This window comes from Xenorhabdus poinarii G6, assembly GCF_000968175.1.
Lineage (GTDB): Bacteria > Pseudomonadota > Gammaproteobacteria > Enterobacterales > Enterobacteriaceae > Xenorhabdus > Xenorhabdus poinarii.
This window is the reverse complement of the sequence record NZ_FO704551.1, coordinates 1,574,924-1,590,636: the sequence shown is the minus strand read 5'-3', so window position 1 is coordinate 1,590,636 and position 15,713 is coordinate 1,574,924. Positions and strand designations below refer to the sequence as shown.

The window sequence follows — 15,713 nt, the reverse complement described above, 5'->3', positions numbered from 1 at the left end:
ATGTTTTTATCGCTCATGAAACGGCACAATATGTCAATTAGCTAGATAAAAAAGGTGGGGAAAAATGTTTCAATTTTTAAAACAACGCGCTCAAGGAAGCGCTTCCTGGTTACTCATGGCCTTGACCGTTCTGCTTCTGGAAGCAACAGCACTCTATTTTCAGTATGTGATGCAGCTACAGCCTTGCGTGATGTGTATTTACGAACGGGTCGCATTATTGGGTATTTTGGGGGCGGCATTGTTAGGGGCAATCGCACCTAAAACGCCGTTACGCTGGCTGGCGATTCTGGTGTGGATTTACAGTGCCTGGCAAGGATTGCGGCTGGCCTGGGATCACACCATGATGCAGTTATACCCTTCTCCGTTTAATACGTGTGAGTTTTTTGTCCAATTTCCATCCTGGCTCCCCTTGAATGACTGGCTGCCTTCCGTGTTCCAGGCCTATGGCGATTGTTCGATAAAACAATGGGCATTTTTAACGCTGGATATGCCGCAATGGCTGCTTGGCATTTTTGCCGCTTATTTCATCGTGGGCATATTCGTGCTGATAAGTCAGTTTGTTCGAGTGCAAAACAGTTTATACGGATACAAAAATAAATATTAAAGATGAAACTCCCCTGCGGTACAGCCGTCTCTTTGTCACATAGCAGAAATCAAGAGACAGGCTGTGCAGCAAGGTATTCAGGCATACCGTTTACGAGCTTTTCTCTATAATATGCTCCGCCCTTAACGTGTGATTCACGGCATATTTTACCTGCCATGCTTTCGGGTTGATCAAATAATGTTGCCGGAATCGTTTAGAAAAATGACTTGGGCTGGAATACCCCACCGCGGCAGCAACCTCAATAATACTCATCCCCTTTTTCAATAAATCTTCTGCTGTCGTCATACGCACATTTTCCAGATATTGATGGAACGTACGAAAAACAACGGCGCGGAATCCTTCTTTTAATTTCCGCTCATTCAAACCGACCGCTTTTGCTAACGCTTTTATCGTCCAGGGATAATGATAATCGCTATTAATGATCTTTATTGCGTTGTAGACAGCGCGACGTTGCAAGCTGTTGATCTGATTATATTGATAATCATAAATTTGCGCGGTGACACACGCGAGAATCTCTAACGCTTTGGCCTTTAAGTAAACTTTTCTGACGCTGCCATTTAATTGACACTCTTCTATTTGATTGACTATCTGCATAAAGGGAGGAAAGATAGGACACGCCATCATTAAAACATCACTATAACTGGCATTTTTTTCAAAACCCGTGGTTAATGGGGTAAAAGAGGGCAACGCCTGTGCTTCAATTTCATTCAGGGAAAAACGGATATCAAGAATATGCCATGTGCCACAACCAAAAAAGTTCATACCACGCGTCATCTTAGGCGAATAGAAAAAAATCATTGTTCCCGGATTAATCTCTAAATCATCACCGTTCTCAATGAATGGCCATTTTTCCTTTTCCGCTGAGCACAAAAGCAATGGATACCGTTGGCGGCCCTTCACAATATTCGGTAAAGTCTTTATTCAGCTCCAGATGAATACGATTGATGTGAATGCCGTCAGATAATTCCTCAGTGAGTAACGCAGGATTGATATGATTTTCTCCCCTCTGTGAAGGTTTATTATCGCAATGACCAGCAGTAAAAACGCCCAATTTCTCGCTATAAATCGTCTTCATCTCATATCCCCTGTAAAATTAGCATCGCTTCCGTTTCAACCGCTATTTCCACAATAAAACCGCACATTATGTGTATTAAAGTCATTATTGATTAACTTTATATATGTACATAATGAAAATATCACGCAATTTATCATTAGTGATAATCATTATCAATAGTACGTATCGCGCGACTTTTGTCCCTATCACGCTAGCCCTCATTTTCGATTCCCACTAGTCTCCCCAATCTGTTTTGTGTTTTACCACACTGAATTTTCGTAAAACATCATTTGAAAGGGTATAACGGCTCTCTATGAAAATAAAATGCTCATCACAATTCTGCTCCTGTTTGCCACCATTACCCTCCTGAGCGGGATCATTCCTCTGCTCAATGTGACGGTACTGACACAGGTGGGCGAAAAACATATTGCAGAAATTGAAGAAATTGCAACGCAAGTTTCCGGTTCACTAACCGCGCCGGTTAAACATGATATTCATGTTAATAACATCTCATTTAGCTATCCAGGCACCCACCAGCCGGCAATCCAAAACGTCTCATTTTATGCGCCCCAAGGCAGTATGACTGCCATTGTTGGCTCTAGCGGCAGTGGTAAATCGACGCTGGCGTATTTATTACTCTCTTTCTATCAACTGGATAAAGGCGAAATTCGCCTGGGTGGTCATCCCATTCATCATAAGGTGCCACCCACACGGGGCGCCCATTGTGCTTACCGGCAATTTACGGAATGAAGAAAAAACCTGTCGCTGTCATGGAAAGCTCAGATGGATGAACATCCCCCATCCAATAACGCCTGTTCGTTACAGCGACGTCCATTCGCCAATTGGCAAACAGGCACTTGATGCCCATTTAATTGCTTAGTTAATGCCGGAATGCCTCCCGCTTCAGCGCAATTTTTACTGGCATCCTGACTTAAGGGGCGACCCAACTCAGAATATTGATAATGCTTGCCACGGGTTGATAGGATATCTGCCTGTCGCCCACTGCAACCTGCCAATAAACACCCTATCAGTAATAGACTGCCGAGGACAATACCCTGCTTTGACAGCATCTCTTTCTCCTGTTTGACTATCGGATTACGCTCTGTTTTGCCTAAATCATATTATCGTCGCCTGAAAAAATTAACCGCTATTTGATAAAAACGCAATATTCACGTCAAAAATCATCCCCACCGCTAACCATCCAACCTTATTTAATTAAAACAAATAACAATCAACTCCCCCCCTTTAAAATGTCCATTAAAATACCTATTGCGACTGATAAAAAAACATTAAAAATCATGAGTCACTGATTGGGAAAGTCATTAAATGGAATTATTTGTTTCAATATAAAGACAATAAAAAAACAATTTATATCAATAAAAACAGAGGAATATGAATTTAATTCATCAAAGATGACAATAACCCTTTTGAACCATACCGGGCTTCACTCATAATAAATAAAAACACAACCATATTAAACAAAAAATAATATAGACTTAAGTTCAAATGACAATCACTATTTCAATGTAAAGTGCCGTCATCAGATAAATATAATGACAGAACATTACTGAGAGAATAACGAATAATAAACAATGACCATTCAATCAAAAATAAATTAAGTGAAATAAGGCAGGCAGCAGAGATGTATACTTAAATATATCAAGAAATAGAGATTTAAACGATTAGCCAATAAATATTAACTTTTTTGCATGAGGAAGAATGCTGAAAGGTTGCGAGATCACAAATAACTTGTAAACGGAATGCATTCGTATAACTGATTATGAAAAAATCTGAGGGTTCGTTGAATTCGAACTTGTATGACCTTCACCCTGCTCAAGAAGATGTATTTTACGAGCAAACCCTCCATGAAAATACGCCGATACACAACCTGGGCTGGTATACCCTGATGGAAGGTAAGGTTGATATGGCCATTTTGCAACAAACATGGCAATTACTGTATCAACACGTTGATATGCTAAGGTTATGCATATCCATAAATTCGGATAATGAAGCTGTTCAATCTATTCAGCAACAACATGCCCCTGAACCCATCATATTGCATGACTTTACCGAGCAGCCTGATCCTGAGAAAAAAGCAAATATCTGGATGCAACAACAGATAGCTCAACCGATAAATCTTCCCAATCCGATTTTATATCAAGCTTCATTGATTCGTGTTACCCGCGAAAAATATTATTTTTTCACTAAATTCCATCATATTATCATGGATGGTGTTGGTTTATTCCGATTCCATGAATATGTCCATCAGTTATATTCATGCCTGAAAAATGACGCATCAACCGACTGGTTAACAGAAATTCCGCAATATTTAGATAGCATAGAAAAAGCAAAAGAATATCTGAGTTCCGCCGGTTATGAAAAAGACAAAAATTACTGGTATGATTTTTTAACCCAAAAAGATATACATCAACTAACCCCTTATTATCAAAATAACGGTTCGGGTCATGATACGTTGACATTGCCCTTTTCAATGAAAAAAGAATTGACTGATTTTTGCAAAGAAAATAAAACCAATATTCTCACTGTCTTTTCAAGTCTTGTCATCATCATGATGTCAGCGCTGACCGGACAACAAGCATTAACCTTTAATACCATTACGCATGGCAGAAAAACCCGATCAGAGAAATATGTGATCGGGATGCAATCCAATATCTATCCCATACATTGCCACATTTTAGATTCCGTCAGCGTGATAGAACAGATTAAGAAAATGGAATTAGCCCTCAAAAAGAGCTATTCCCATAGCCAATTTCCTCATTCTCACTTGACGCGCCTGGCCAATCATCATGGCATTGCTTTACCCAATATCTTTATCTTCTATGAAAGGCTTTCAGCATCAGCGGCTGAAATCGATCAGGCACAGCATCATATTGTTGATGGAAAATTTAATACAGACCCGATTGTTTTTCGATTGCAAGATTTTGGCTATTATCAAGAGCTGACAATAACGATAGATTATTTGCAGGCCTATTTTAGCGAGCAAGATATAAAAAAAATACTTAAGCGATTGCAGCACTTATTGACTGCTTTGCTTAATACGCCTTCTCTGTCCGTCAGTGAATTACCGATCTTATTAGAAGAAGAGCGTCACACACTGCATCACTGGAATCAGACCGACGTCCCCTACCCGCAACATGACCTCTTACAGCAACAGATTGAACGCCAGGCAGCAGCGACTCCAGATAATGTCGCCCTGATATTCGAAGATAACACACTGACCTACCGCCAGCTTAACGAACAAGCAAACCAGCTCGCAAGTGTGATACGCCAGTGCTACCAGCAACAACGCAATACCCCCATGCGGGCAGATACCCCTATCGCGCTTTACCTTGATCGTAGTCTGGAAATGGTCGTCAGTCTCTTAGCCGTCCTTAAAGCCGGCGGTGCCTATGTCCCTATCTCGCCTGAATATCCCCCGGAGCGGGTTCAGTTTATTCTGGAAGATACCGGAAGCCCATGTGTGCTGACGCAACAAAACCACCTGATCACACTGAAAAAAAGTATTCGCACCTTCGCTGTTCCGCCTGTGCTGATAGCCACCGATGACGACGCAATCACCCAAGACCAGCCGGTGGAGAATCTACTGCCGATCAATCAAAGTACCGATCTGGCCTACATTATCTACACCTCCGGGACGACCGGACAACCCAAAGGGGTTGCGTTGACCCATCAAAACGTTATGAATCACCTGTGTTGGATGCAATCCCAATACCCATTACATGCATCGGATAACGTGCTGCAACAAATTCCTTATACCTTTGATGCCTCAGTCTGGGAGCTGCTCGCCGCTAATGGGGTTGGTGCCACGATTGTGATGGCATCACCGGATATGCATAAACAGCCAGAAGAGTTGTATCAATTGATCCAAAAAACCGGCGTGACGGTGGTGCAGTTTGTCCCGTCCATGTTAGGGGCGTTTTGCCAAACCATACGGGATGTAGGCCAGCAGTTACCGGCGACTATCCGTTATGTGCTGTGTGGCGGCGAAGCGTTAACAATGTCCCATGTCAATGCGTTCAGAGCCATCAACAGCCATGCAAGTAGACTCATTAATCTTTATGGCCCGACAGAAACCACGAATGATGTCACGCATTTCGAAGTCACGGATGAACTCAATGGCAATATTCCCATTGGTAAACCACACCATAATACCCGGATGTATGTCCTTAACCGTGATGGCAGGTTGTCCCCTATCGGTGCTCCCGGAGAGTTGTATATCGGCGGCGCGGGGCTGGCACGAGGATATTGGGGTCGACCGGCGCTCACTGCCGAACGTTTTGTGGAAAACCCGTTTGTCACCGACGAAGATCAGATCCAGGGCTACACTCGTCTGTATAAAACCGGTGATCAGGTACGCTGGTTACCGGACGGTAATCTGGAATACCTCGGCCGCAATGATTTTCAGGTCAAAATCCGCGGTTACCGTATTGAATTAGGGGAAATTGAAACGGCGCTGTCTGCCCATCCTCAGGTGAAACACGCGGTGGTCATTGATCGGGAGCAAGCCGGTCATAAAGCCCTGGCGGCTTATCTGGTGACGGATGAAACTCTGCCCAATGATATGTTGATAGAACATCTCTCTGCCCACCTGCCGGAATATATGATACCGGCCAGCTTTACCCGTATTGAGGCCATTCCCCTGACCGTCAATGGCAAGCTCGACAGCCATGCTTTACCAGCACCGGTGTGGGAAGACCAGAATCGTTATATTGCCCCTCGCACTGAATTAGAAATCCGGCTATGTACACTCTGGCAGGATATTCTGGGAATCGAACAGATTGGGATTGAGGATAATTTTTTCCGGATGGGGGGAGATTCGATTATCAGCATCCGTCTGGTTTCCAGACTCCGGCAGAACGGTTTTTCCCTTCAAGTCAAATCGATTTTTGAGGCGCCGACGGTGGCGCAGCTGGCGCAGTTACTGTCTCAAAATTCATCTGCGGTAGCCGGTGTTGCAGAGCAAGGGTTATTAAGCGGAGAATTTGGTTTATTGCCTGTCCAACAGGCTTTCTTCAATGGGAATCGACCACATTCTCACCCTCGGGATCAGACATTGATCATGCGGCTTCCGGATAATATCCAACACACGGATATTACGCGGGCATTGATAACACTGAGTGAACGACATGATATGTTACGTGCCCATTTTACCGACACCGAACAGGGTTATCGTCAATGCTATTCCGCAGAAATGCCCGCCGGATTCCCCACATTACGGCATTGTGATATCCGCAAGATAGATAAAGCCGAACAACATGCGCGGCTGACCTTATGGCAAAGGGAGGGTGATTACCGGCACGGCCCGCTATGGCAAGTTACTCAACTGACCGGATACGCTGATGGCCGTCCCCGGTTATTTTTCGCCTTTCATCACCTGATTATTGATGCCACCTCTCAGCGCATTATTGCCAACGATATGCGTAAGTTGTTGCGGGGTGAAACCTTACCGGCAAAAACCAGTAGTTACCGGCAGTGGGTCGCGGCCGTCCATCGCTATGCGCGACAGCATCAAGACGAAGTTCCCTACTGGCAGAAGATCATCACTGAACAGGGAACTGATCCGGCAGTAGAAGAAATGACGGTGCATTCACTGCACTTATCTGCTGAGTTGACCGACATTTTACGGCGGGAAGCCCATTTAGGTTATCACACCAACATTAACGAATTACTGCTCAGTGCGCTCACTCTGGCGTTGCAGACAACCTTCTGCCGAGCTGTCAACACCGTTACCCTTGAGGGGCACGGGCGGGAAGCCATCGACAATACACTGGATATCGCCGAAACCGTGGGTCAGTTTACGACTATCTACCCGGTTTGTCTGACCATGCAGAACGATATTGCGGAAACCATTATTCACACCAAAGAAATGCTGCGTGCTGTACCCCATCAGGGGATCGGTTATGGCGCGTTACATCAGGCCGGATACCTGACGGGCAATTTACCCCCCATCAGGTTTAACTATGTTGATCCCCTCAATCTCGAACAACGTAATCTCGAACCACTGAGTGATCAGGCTGAATTCCCCTTTTCGCTGGATGGCTCACTGCCCGATGGTACGGTGATCACCGATGAGCATCATCGTCACTTTCTGCTGAATATCAACGGGGAAGTACTGTCAGAACAGCTGCAATTCCGCGTTCATTCCCGTTTATCATCCACACAGACACAAACATTTATTACTGCTTTTGAACAAGCACTCACCAGGGTCATCGCTATCGGTCAGCAACAAGCGCAATCAGGCGGGATAAAAACCCCAAGTGATTATGCGTTTAAAGCCATTTCCATGGAACGTTTACACCGTTTTCAGCAGCGCTATCAGGTGGAAAATCTGTATCCGGCTACCAGCTTGCAACAGGGATTTATTTATCATCATCTAACGCAGCCACAGGATAATGCCTACCGTGGGCAGCTCCTGTTGGATTATCACACCCATGTCGATCTTGCGGCCTATCAGTGCGCCTGGAAGCTGGCGTCACAGCGTTTCCCTATCCTCAGAACGGCATTTGACTGGGAAGGCGATGTTTTACAGGTTATCACCGCTGACAGCTGTATTGGGCCGGAAAATGTTACGATCCACGATATCCGTCAACTCGGCGAAGCAGAGCGGAACAACGCGATTGCCGAATACCTGCAAAATGACCGAAACCAGCCATTTGATTTAAACCAGCCCGGTTTAATCCGCTTGACGGTCTTCAAACAACATGAACAACAGCTGACAGTCTTGATCACCCAACATCACTGCATTGCTGACGGCTGGAGTGGCCCAATTTTATTGCAGACGGTGCATGAATATTACGACCAACTGATCAAGGGAAGCGAACCACAGATTGTGGTGGAACAAGCGTATCTGGCCACACAGCAATACCATTTGGATCATCAGGCTGAATCAGAGGCTTATTGGGCCGAACGCAAAAAAGGCTTTCAGGGCACAAACGATCTGTCCACTTTGCTAAGCCACCCTATTGATTTAACACAGATAAAAACCATTGAAAAACCCGCTGGGCAGCGGCTGACGTTACCGGCGGAGGTTTATCAGCAACTCAAACATACCTGCCAGACACAAGGCATTACCCTGAATGTGGCACTGCAATTCGCCTGGCATAAATTGCTGCATAACTACACCGGCGATGAGCAGACCATTGTCGGCACCACGGTATCCGGCCGCGATGTCCCCGTAGAAGGCATTGAATCCAGTGTCGGCCTGTATATCAACACGCTGCCGTTAACCGTACAGTGGAACACGGCAAACAGTATTCTTGCCATTTTACAAGACATCCAGAAGGATATCGCGGCTCTCAACAGCCACAGTGCGGTTTCACTCGCCAGCCTGCAATCCGACGGAGAACGTTTATTCCATAGCCTGCTTGGTTTTGAGAATTACCCCGTTCCCGCAATCAGTCAAAACAAAGAAAGCATAGAACACGCTCTGACGCTTCGTCAGGTCGTTGAAAAATTGGATTATCCGCTGTCGCTGATGGGGTATGAACAGGATAATAGTTTCACCATGAAATTAGGTTATGGTGAAGACTGGCTGACGGCTCAACAGGCACAGCGTTTGCTTTCTCAGCTTGAGCGCATTCTGCATACCGTCGCTTACCATCCACAGCAACCGCATACCGCCATCCGCTTACTCAGTGACGAAGAGCGCCATACGCTATTACATACCTGGAATCAGACCGATGCTCCCTATCCACAGGATAAAACACTGCAACAACTGTTTGAAGCCCAAGTGGAAAAGACGCCAGAGAATGTGGCGGTGGTGTTTGAGGACGAAACGCTGACCTACCGACAGTTAAACGCGCGGGCGAATCAACTCGCGGGGGTAATCCGCGAATATTATCAGCAAAATAGCACGGCTGCGATGCAAGCGGGCACTCCCATCGCCCTCTACCTTGATCGCAGTCTGGACATGGTGATCAGTATCCTGGCCGTATTGAAAACGGGTGGGGCGTATGTACCTATTTCACCAGCCTATCCCGCAGAGCGCATACAGTTTATTCTGGCAGATACCGCCACCGCTTGTATTGTGACTCAGCAACGACACTTCCCGACATTGATGACCACGATCCAGGCACTTGCAGGTGCTCCGACCCTGATCGCAGCAGATGATCCCATCATCCCCCCTAATCAGCCCGGAGAAAATCCGCCACCGATAAATCAACCGACTGATCTGGCCTATATCATCTATACCTCTGGCACCACCGGCCAGCCCAAAGGGGTGATGATTGAGCATCAAAATGTGGCACATATGGTAAGCGCGCAAGCAAACATTTTTCATGCCGCCAGGCGAAAAAAAGCGTTAATGTTTGCCCCTTATGTTTTTGATGGATCGGTTTTCGAATTATTTTCCAGTTTATTGCATGGTCTGACGCTGTACATTTGCAGTGAAGCAGAACGCAACGCACCAGCAATTGCCAAACTGATTCAGCGCGAAGGCATTGAAATCGCCGCTTTACCGCCTGCCATACTGAAGCTCTTAATGGGTACCGCGCTCCCCTCTCTGCAATTATTAGTCACAGCGGGAGAAGCCCCCTCCGCTGATTTTATTGACTATTTCAGCCGTCACAGCGAAGTCCTGAATTCTTATGGCCCGACTGAAGTCACGGTGTGTGCTACCGAGAAACGCTATCAACATGGCGATATTGCCACGAATATCGGCCGGGCGATTCATAATGCCCGTCTTTATGTGCTTGACGGTGACGGTAACTTGTCGCCGGTCGGTGTGCCGGGAGAGCTGTATATTGGCGGTGCCGGACTGGCGCGGGGGTATTTAAACCGACCTGATCTGACCGCCGAGCGTTTTGTTCCAAACCCTTTTGCGACGACAGAAGATCAGGCGAAAGGTTACACCCGCTTGTATAAAACCGGTGACTTGGTTCGCTGGTTACCGAACGGTGAACTGGAGTATCTCGGACGCAACGACTTTCAGGTTAAAATCCGTGGTTACCGCATTGAACCGGGGGAAATCGAAAAAGTCCTTATTTCTCATCCACAGGTGAAACAAGCCGTGGTGATTAATCATCTGCATCAAGGAAATAACCGGCTGGTCGCTTATCTGGTGACAGCAGATACCCTGTCCGATGACACCCTGATTGCGCATTTATCTGCCCGTTTGCCGGACTATATGATACCCGCCAGTTTTACCCGCATTGCGTCCGTCCCCCTGACCCTGAATGGCAAAGTCGATCGCCGCGCCCTGCCGGAGCCGGTATGGGGAAATCAGCGTCGTTATGTCGCGCCCCGCAATACGCTGGAAACCCAACTATGCGCGATTTGGCAGGCGGTATTAGGACTGGAACAGGTTGGCATTGAAGATAATTTCTTCCGCATCGGGGGGGACTCCGTGACAGCGATTAAATTGACGGCCGCGATCCGCCGGGACTTAGCCATCGAGGTTTCTTTAACGCAATTGTTTAAACTGAGAACGATTGCCGCCCTGGTACGCCATCTGGAACCACAAACCGGTACAAATATCCCTCACCACGATCGGGATCGCTATCCTCTCTCGTTTGCTCAGGAACGAATGTTATTTATCGAGCAATTTGAACAAGGTTCTGATGTTTATCATATCCCTTATCTGCTGCAACTGGATAACGGTGCTTGCCTGCCCTGGTTAGAAACGGCCATTAACCGATTGGTTGAACGTCACCCGGTGATGAAAATGCTGTACCCTGATGATGGGGACGGACAACGCTATCAACAGTTGCTGAACAGGGATCTGGTCATCGAATCAAGCACCTTATCCCATGACGATGCTGATGCGTTGATGCACGCCATTCGTGCGGAGATTGCCACGCCGTTTAATCTGGCCACTGAACCGGGGTTGCGCCTGCACCACTACCAGATTGCTGATCAACATTACTTATTCATCTTGTGGCACCATATCGCCATGGATGGCTGGTCCATTGATATTTTTATGGACGAGCTGGCCGAAATTTATCATTCCCTGTCAGAAGGCCGTGACAGCCAACTGCCGCCTTTAGAGATTACTTATGGCGACTACGCCGCGTGGCAGCGGGCATATTTACAAGGTGAGGTGCGTGAACGCCAGCTTGCCTACTGGCGACAAACCTTAGCCAACTACGAACCACTGGCTTTACCCACCGATTATTCCAGACCTGCACAGGTGAGTTATCAGGGACGGGATTTCAATTTTACGCTGGACACCGCACTATCAGGCCAATTAAGGGCGCTGGCAAAAACACAGGAAACCACCCTGTTCACCGTGCTGCTCAGTGGCTTTTATGTCACGTTGGCAAAATTATCAGGACAACACGATATCATTCTGGGTACGCCTACCGACAACCGCCACCATGCTCAAACTCAATCACTGATTGGTATGTTTGTTAATTCACTGGTCTTGCGGGCGCAACTTGAACAAACAGACAGCGTTGAGAGCCTGATTAAACAAACTCATCAATTAATCGCCGACGCCAAATCCCATCAGGACATGCCGTTTGAACAGTTAGTTGACGCGCTGGAAATTGAACGCGATACCTCTCGCCACCCCATTTTTCAGGTCACATTCAGCTTACAACGTTTTGGTGAGCGCCGACGAGAGCAAGGCTATCTGCCATTTCGGCCGGTTGCACTGAATGAGTCGCTCTATACTCCCGCTAAATTTGATCTGAGTCTGTTATTGTCGGATGAACAAACCCACATTACTGGCTGTTTGAATTACGCCATCAGTTTGTTTGACGAAACCACCATCCTGCGACTGGAAGATCACTATCAACAGGTATTGACCGCATTCGTGGCGGATCAAAAACAACCGCTGGCCGGGCTGGATACCCTGTCGGCACAAGAACGTCATACCCTGTTGCACACCTGGAATCAGACCGATGCCTCTTATCCACAGGATAAAACCCTGCAACAACTGTTTGAAGCCCAAGTGGACAAAACCCCGGATAACATTGCGCTGGTATACGAAGGGGCAACGCTGACCTATCGCCAGCTTAACCAACGGGCGAACCAGTTAGCCAATATTATCCGCGACCGCTGCCAGCAACAAAGTCCGCTTTCCATGCTGGCTGATACCCCGATAGCCCTTTACCTTGACCGCAGTCTGGACATGGTGATCGGCATTCTGGCGGTGCTGAAAGCCGGCGGCGCTTATGTGCCTGTTTCACCGGAATATCCCGCGCAACGGGTACAGTTTATTTTGTCGGATACGGCGACGCCTTGTGTGGTGACCCAACAACGGCATCTTAGTGTTTTGACTGACTACGCTCAGTCACTCGCTAGCACACCAATACTGATCGCGACGGATGCATTGACAACCACCGCCGCCCCGTGGGAGGAAAATCCGCCTTCTGTCAATCACCCGACTGATCTGGCCTATATCATTTATACCTCGGGGACCACCGGCCAGCCTAAAGGCGTCATGATCGAGCATAAAAATGCGATTCATCTGATCACCGCCCAAGCTGAACTGTTTGAGGTAACCAAACGCCAAAAAGCCTTAATGTTTGCCGCTTATGTCTTTGATGCTTCGGTTTCCGAACTCTTTACCAGTTTATTGCATGGCCTGACGCTGTACATTTGCAGTGAAGCAGAACGCAATGCGCTGGCCATTGAAACGCTTATCCAACAAGCCGGCATTGAAATCGCCACATTACCGCCGGCCTTGCTGAAATTATTGATTGGCGCTGAACTCCCCTCGCTGCAACTTCTGGTGACTGCAGGAGAGTCGCCTTCTTTAGAGGTGCTTGACTATTTCAGCCAGCACTCGGATGTTCTGAATGCTTACGGCCCGACAGAAGTGACCGTGTGCGCGACCGGCAAACGTTACCAACACGGCGACCTCGCCACCAATATTGGCCGGGCGATTAATAACGTCCGTCTCTATGTGCTTGACGAATACGGCAATCTGTCTCCGGTCGGCGCACCGGGTGAGTTGTATATCGGCGGTGCCGGGCTGGCACGGGGGTATTTAAACCGGCCGGAACTGACGGCGGAACGTTTTGTCCCGAACCCCTTTGCGACGGCTGAAGATAAAGCCAACGGTTATACTCGCCTGTACAAAACCGGCGATTTAGTACGCTGGCGACTGGATGGCACGCTGGAATATCTGGGACGCAATGATTTTCAGATCAAAATCCGGGGTTACCGCATCGAACCGGGAGAGATCGAAAGTGTCCTGACCACACATCCTCAAGTAAAACACGCGGTGGTCATTGGCCGGGAACATAAAGGCAATCGCGTGCTGGCTGCGTATCTGGTGGCTGAGGGATCAATATCTGAGGAAACACTGATAGAACACTTATCATCCCGTCTGCCGGACTATATGGTACCCGCCAGCATGACCTTCATAGAAGCCATTCCGCTGACGCTAAACGGCAAAGTGGATCACCGTGCCCTGCCAGTACCGGAATGGAATAAGCGAAACCATTATGTCGCACCTCGCAATGCACTGGAAACTCAACTGTGTGCCATTTGGCAGGCCGTATTGGGTTTAGAGCAGGTTGGCATTGACGATAACTTCTTCCGTATCGGGGGGGACTCCATTGTCAGCATCCAACTCGTCTCCAGATTGCGACAGGCGGGCTTTTCTCTCCAGATCAAATCCATTTTTGAAGCGCCGACAGTGGCACGGCTGGCACAGCTGCTGACCCAAATGGCCTCTTCGGTCACCATGATTGCAGAACAGGGGTTACTCCACGGAGAATTTGCTCTCTTGCCTGTCCAACAGCATTTCTTCAACTGGGATCTCTCGCATCCTCACCATTGGAATCAGGCCCTTATGATGCAGATCCCCGGTCATATCAGACACGCGGATATCACGCAGGCACTGATAACGCTGAGCGAGCGGCATGATATGTTACGTACCCATTTTGTCTGGACTGAAAACGGCTATCGCCAATGCTATTCCACAGAAATGCCCTCCGGGATACCGGTATTGCAACACGGTGATGTCCGTGCGTTCTCAAAGACAGCGTTACATCAGCAACTTACCCAATGGCAAAGTGGGTTTGATTACTGTCATGGCCCATTATGGCAAGCGGGACATCTGACCGGATACCGCGATGGCAGTGCCCGGTTGTTCTTTGCCTTCCACCATCTGATTATTGATGCCGTCTCCTGGCGGATCATTGCTGAAGATATGCGTTTGTTATTACAGAACAAGACATTACCCGCGAAGACCAGTAGTTATCGGCAGTGGGTCAACGCTGTTCATCACTATGCTCAACAGCATCAAAACGAGGTGACCTACTGGCAAAAAGTCATGGCAGGCTATCAGGCTCCTGCTGCTTCAGGTGAAACCAGCCAGCATAGTCTGAGTATTTCCGCTGAATTGACCGATACACTTCTGCATGAAGCGAATACCGGTTATCACACGGAAATTAATGACTTACTGCTCAGTGCGCTCACGCTGGCATTACAGGCCGTCTTCTCACAATCCATTCACCACATCACCCTTGAGGGCCACGGTCGGGAAAACATCGACAATACGCTGGATATCTCAGAAACCGTCGGCTGGTTTACCACCTTATACCCGGTCCGGCTGGCCATGCAGGCCGATATTGCAGAAACCATTATTCACACCAAAGAGATGCTGCGTGCTATACCGAACAAGGGGATTGGTTACGGTGCGTTGCATCAGGCGGGATATCTGTCCGACGATTTGCCGACCATCAGCTTCAACTACCTCGGCCAATTAGCCGGCACTCAGCACCAGGACTGGTCACTGACCAGTGATGAAGCCGGAACGGTCATCGCCAGTGAAAATGGCAACCATTTACTGTTGGCTATCAACGGTGCCGTGCAAAGGGGCAGGTTGCAATTCCAGGTGGATTCCCGTTTATCCCAAAGCCAGACAACCGTATTTATCACCGCATTTGAGCAGGCACTCCATCGCGTTATCACAGCCGGGTACAAACAGGCACAAGCAGGCGGGCTAAAAACCGCCAGTGATTACGGCATTAATGGCGTTTCTATGGATCAGCTCAACCAGCTCACTCAGCGTTTTGGTCATGTGAATAATGAAAATTCACACCTCCACTCAGAAAAGAAAACAATTTTGGATGTGTAAAT

6 protein-coding genes are annotated in these 15,713 nt (G+C 47.6%); 3 read left to right on the top strand and 3 right to left on the bottom strand.

Annotated features, from left to right (window positions below):
• Positions 1 to 64 precede the first annotated feature (64 nt).
• Positions 65 to 604, top strand: a complete 540-nt coding sequence (gene dsbB / locus XPG1_RS07300; protein ID WP_045958494.1) for a disulfide bond formation protein DsbB — start codon at positions 65 to 67, stop codon at positions 602 to 604.
• A gap of 90 nt (positions 605 to 694) precedes the next feature.
• Here dsbB and XPG1_RS17030 read toward each other — a convergent pair whose 3' ends face one another.
• Both XPG1_RS17030 and XPG1_RS18925 read right to left on the bottom strand, forming a co-directional pair.
• Complete coding sequence (locus XPG1_RS17030) at positions 695 to 1,402, bottom strand: helix-turn-helix domain-containing protein (RefSeq protein ID WP_231853064.1); 708 nt, start codon at positions 1,400 to 1,402, stop codon at positions 695 to 697.
• Between the two features lie 34 nt (positions 1,403 to 1,436).
• Positions 1,437 to 1,679 carry a hypothetical protein gene (locus XPG1_RS18925; protein ID WP_045958493.1) on the bottom strand — a complete coding sequence of 81 codons (243 nt, stop codon included), beginning with the start codon at positions 1,677 to 1,679 and terminating at the stop codon, positions 1,437 to 1,439.
• A 303-nt stretch (positions 1,680 to 1,982) separates the two neighbouring features.
• Here XPG1_RS18925 and XPG1_RS07285 point away from each other — a divergent pair, with 303 nt between their 5' ends.
• Positions 1,983 to 2,408: an ATP-binding cassette domain-containing protein gene (locus XPG1_RS07285; protein ID WP_045958492.1), complete on the top strand. Its 426-nt coding sequence runs from the start codon at positions 1,983 to 1,985 to the stop codon at positions 2,406 to 2,408.
• A 29-nt stretch (positions 2,409 to 2,437) separates the two neighbouring features.
• Here the strand turns inward: XPG1_RS07285 and XPG1_RS07280 are convergent, their stop codons facing one another.
• A complete protein-coding gene (locus XPG1_RS07280) occupies positions 2,438 to 2,728 on the bottom strand; it encodes a putative hemolysin (protein ID WP_045958491.1) in 291 nt (96 codons plus the stop codon).
• A 710-nt stretch (positions 2,729 to 3,438) separates the two neighbouring features.
• Here XPG1_RS07280 and XPG1_RS07275 point away from each other — a divergent pair.
• Positions 3,439 to 15,711 (top strand): non-ribosomal peptide synthetase, encoded by a 12,273-nt coding sequence (locus tag XPG1_RS07275; protein ID WP_045958490.1) that lies wholly within the window; start codon positions 3,439 to 3,441, stop codon positions 15,709 to 15,711.
• Positions 15,712 to 15,713: the final 2 nt, after the last annotated feature.

Coding starts and splice junctions, on each gene's coding strand:
- dsbB (WP_045958494.1), top strand. CDS start 65: ATGTTTCAATTTTTAAAACAACGCGCTCAAGGAAGCGCTTCCTGGTTA.
- XPG1_RS17030 (WP_231853064.1), bottom strand. CDS start 1,402: ATGATTTTTTTCTATTCGCCTAAGATGACGCGTGGTATGAACTTTTTT.
- XPG1_RS18925 (WP_045958493.1), bottom strand. CDS start 1,679: ATGAAGACGATTTATAGCGAGAAATTGGGCGTTTTTACTGCTGGTCAT.
- XPG1_RS07285 (WP_045958492.1), top strand. CDS start 1,983: ATGCTCATCACAATTCTGCTCCTGTTTGCCACCATTACCCTCCTGAGC.
- XPG1_RS07280 (WP_045958491.1), bottom strand. CDS start 2,728: ATGCTGTCAAAGCAGGGTATTGTCCTCGGCAGTCTATTACTGATAGGG.
- XPG1_RS07275 (WP_045958490.1), top strand. CDS start 3,439: ATGAAAAAATCTGAGGGTTCGTTGAATTCGAACTTGTATGACCTTCAC.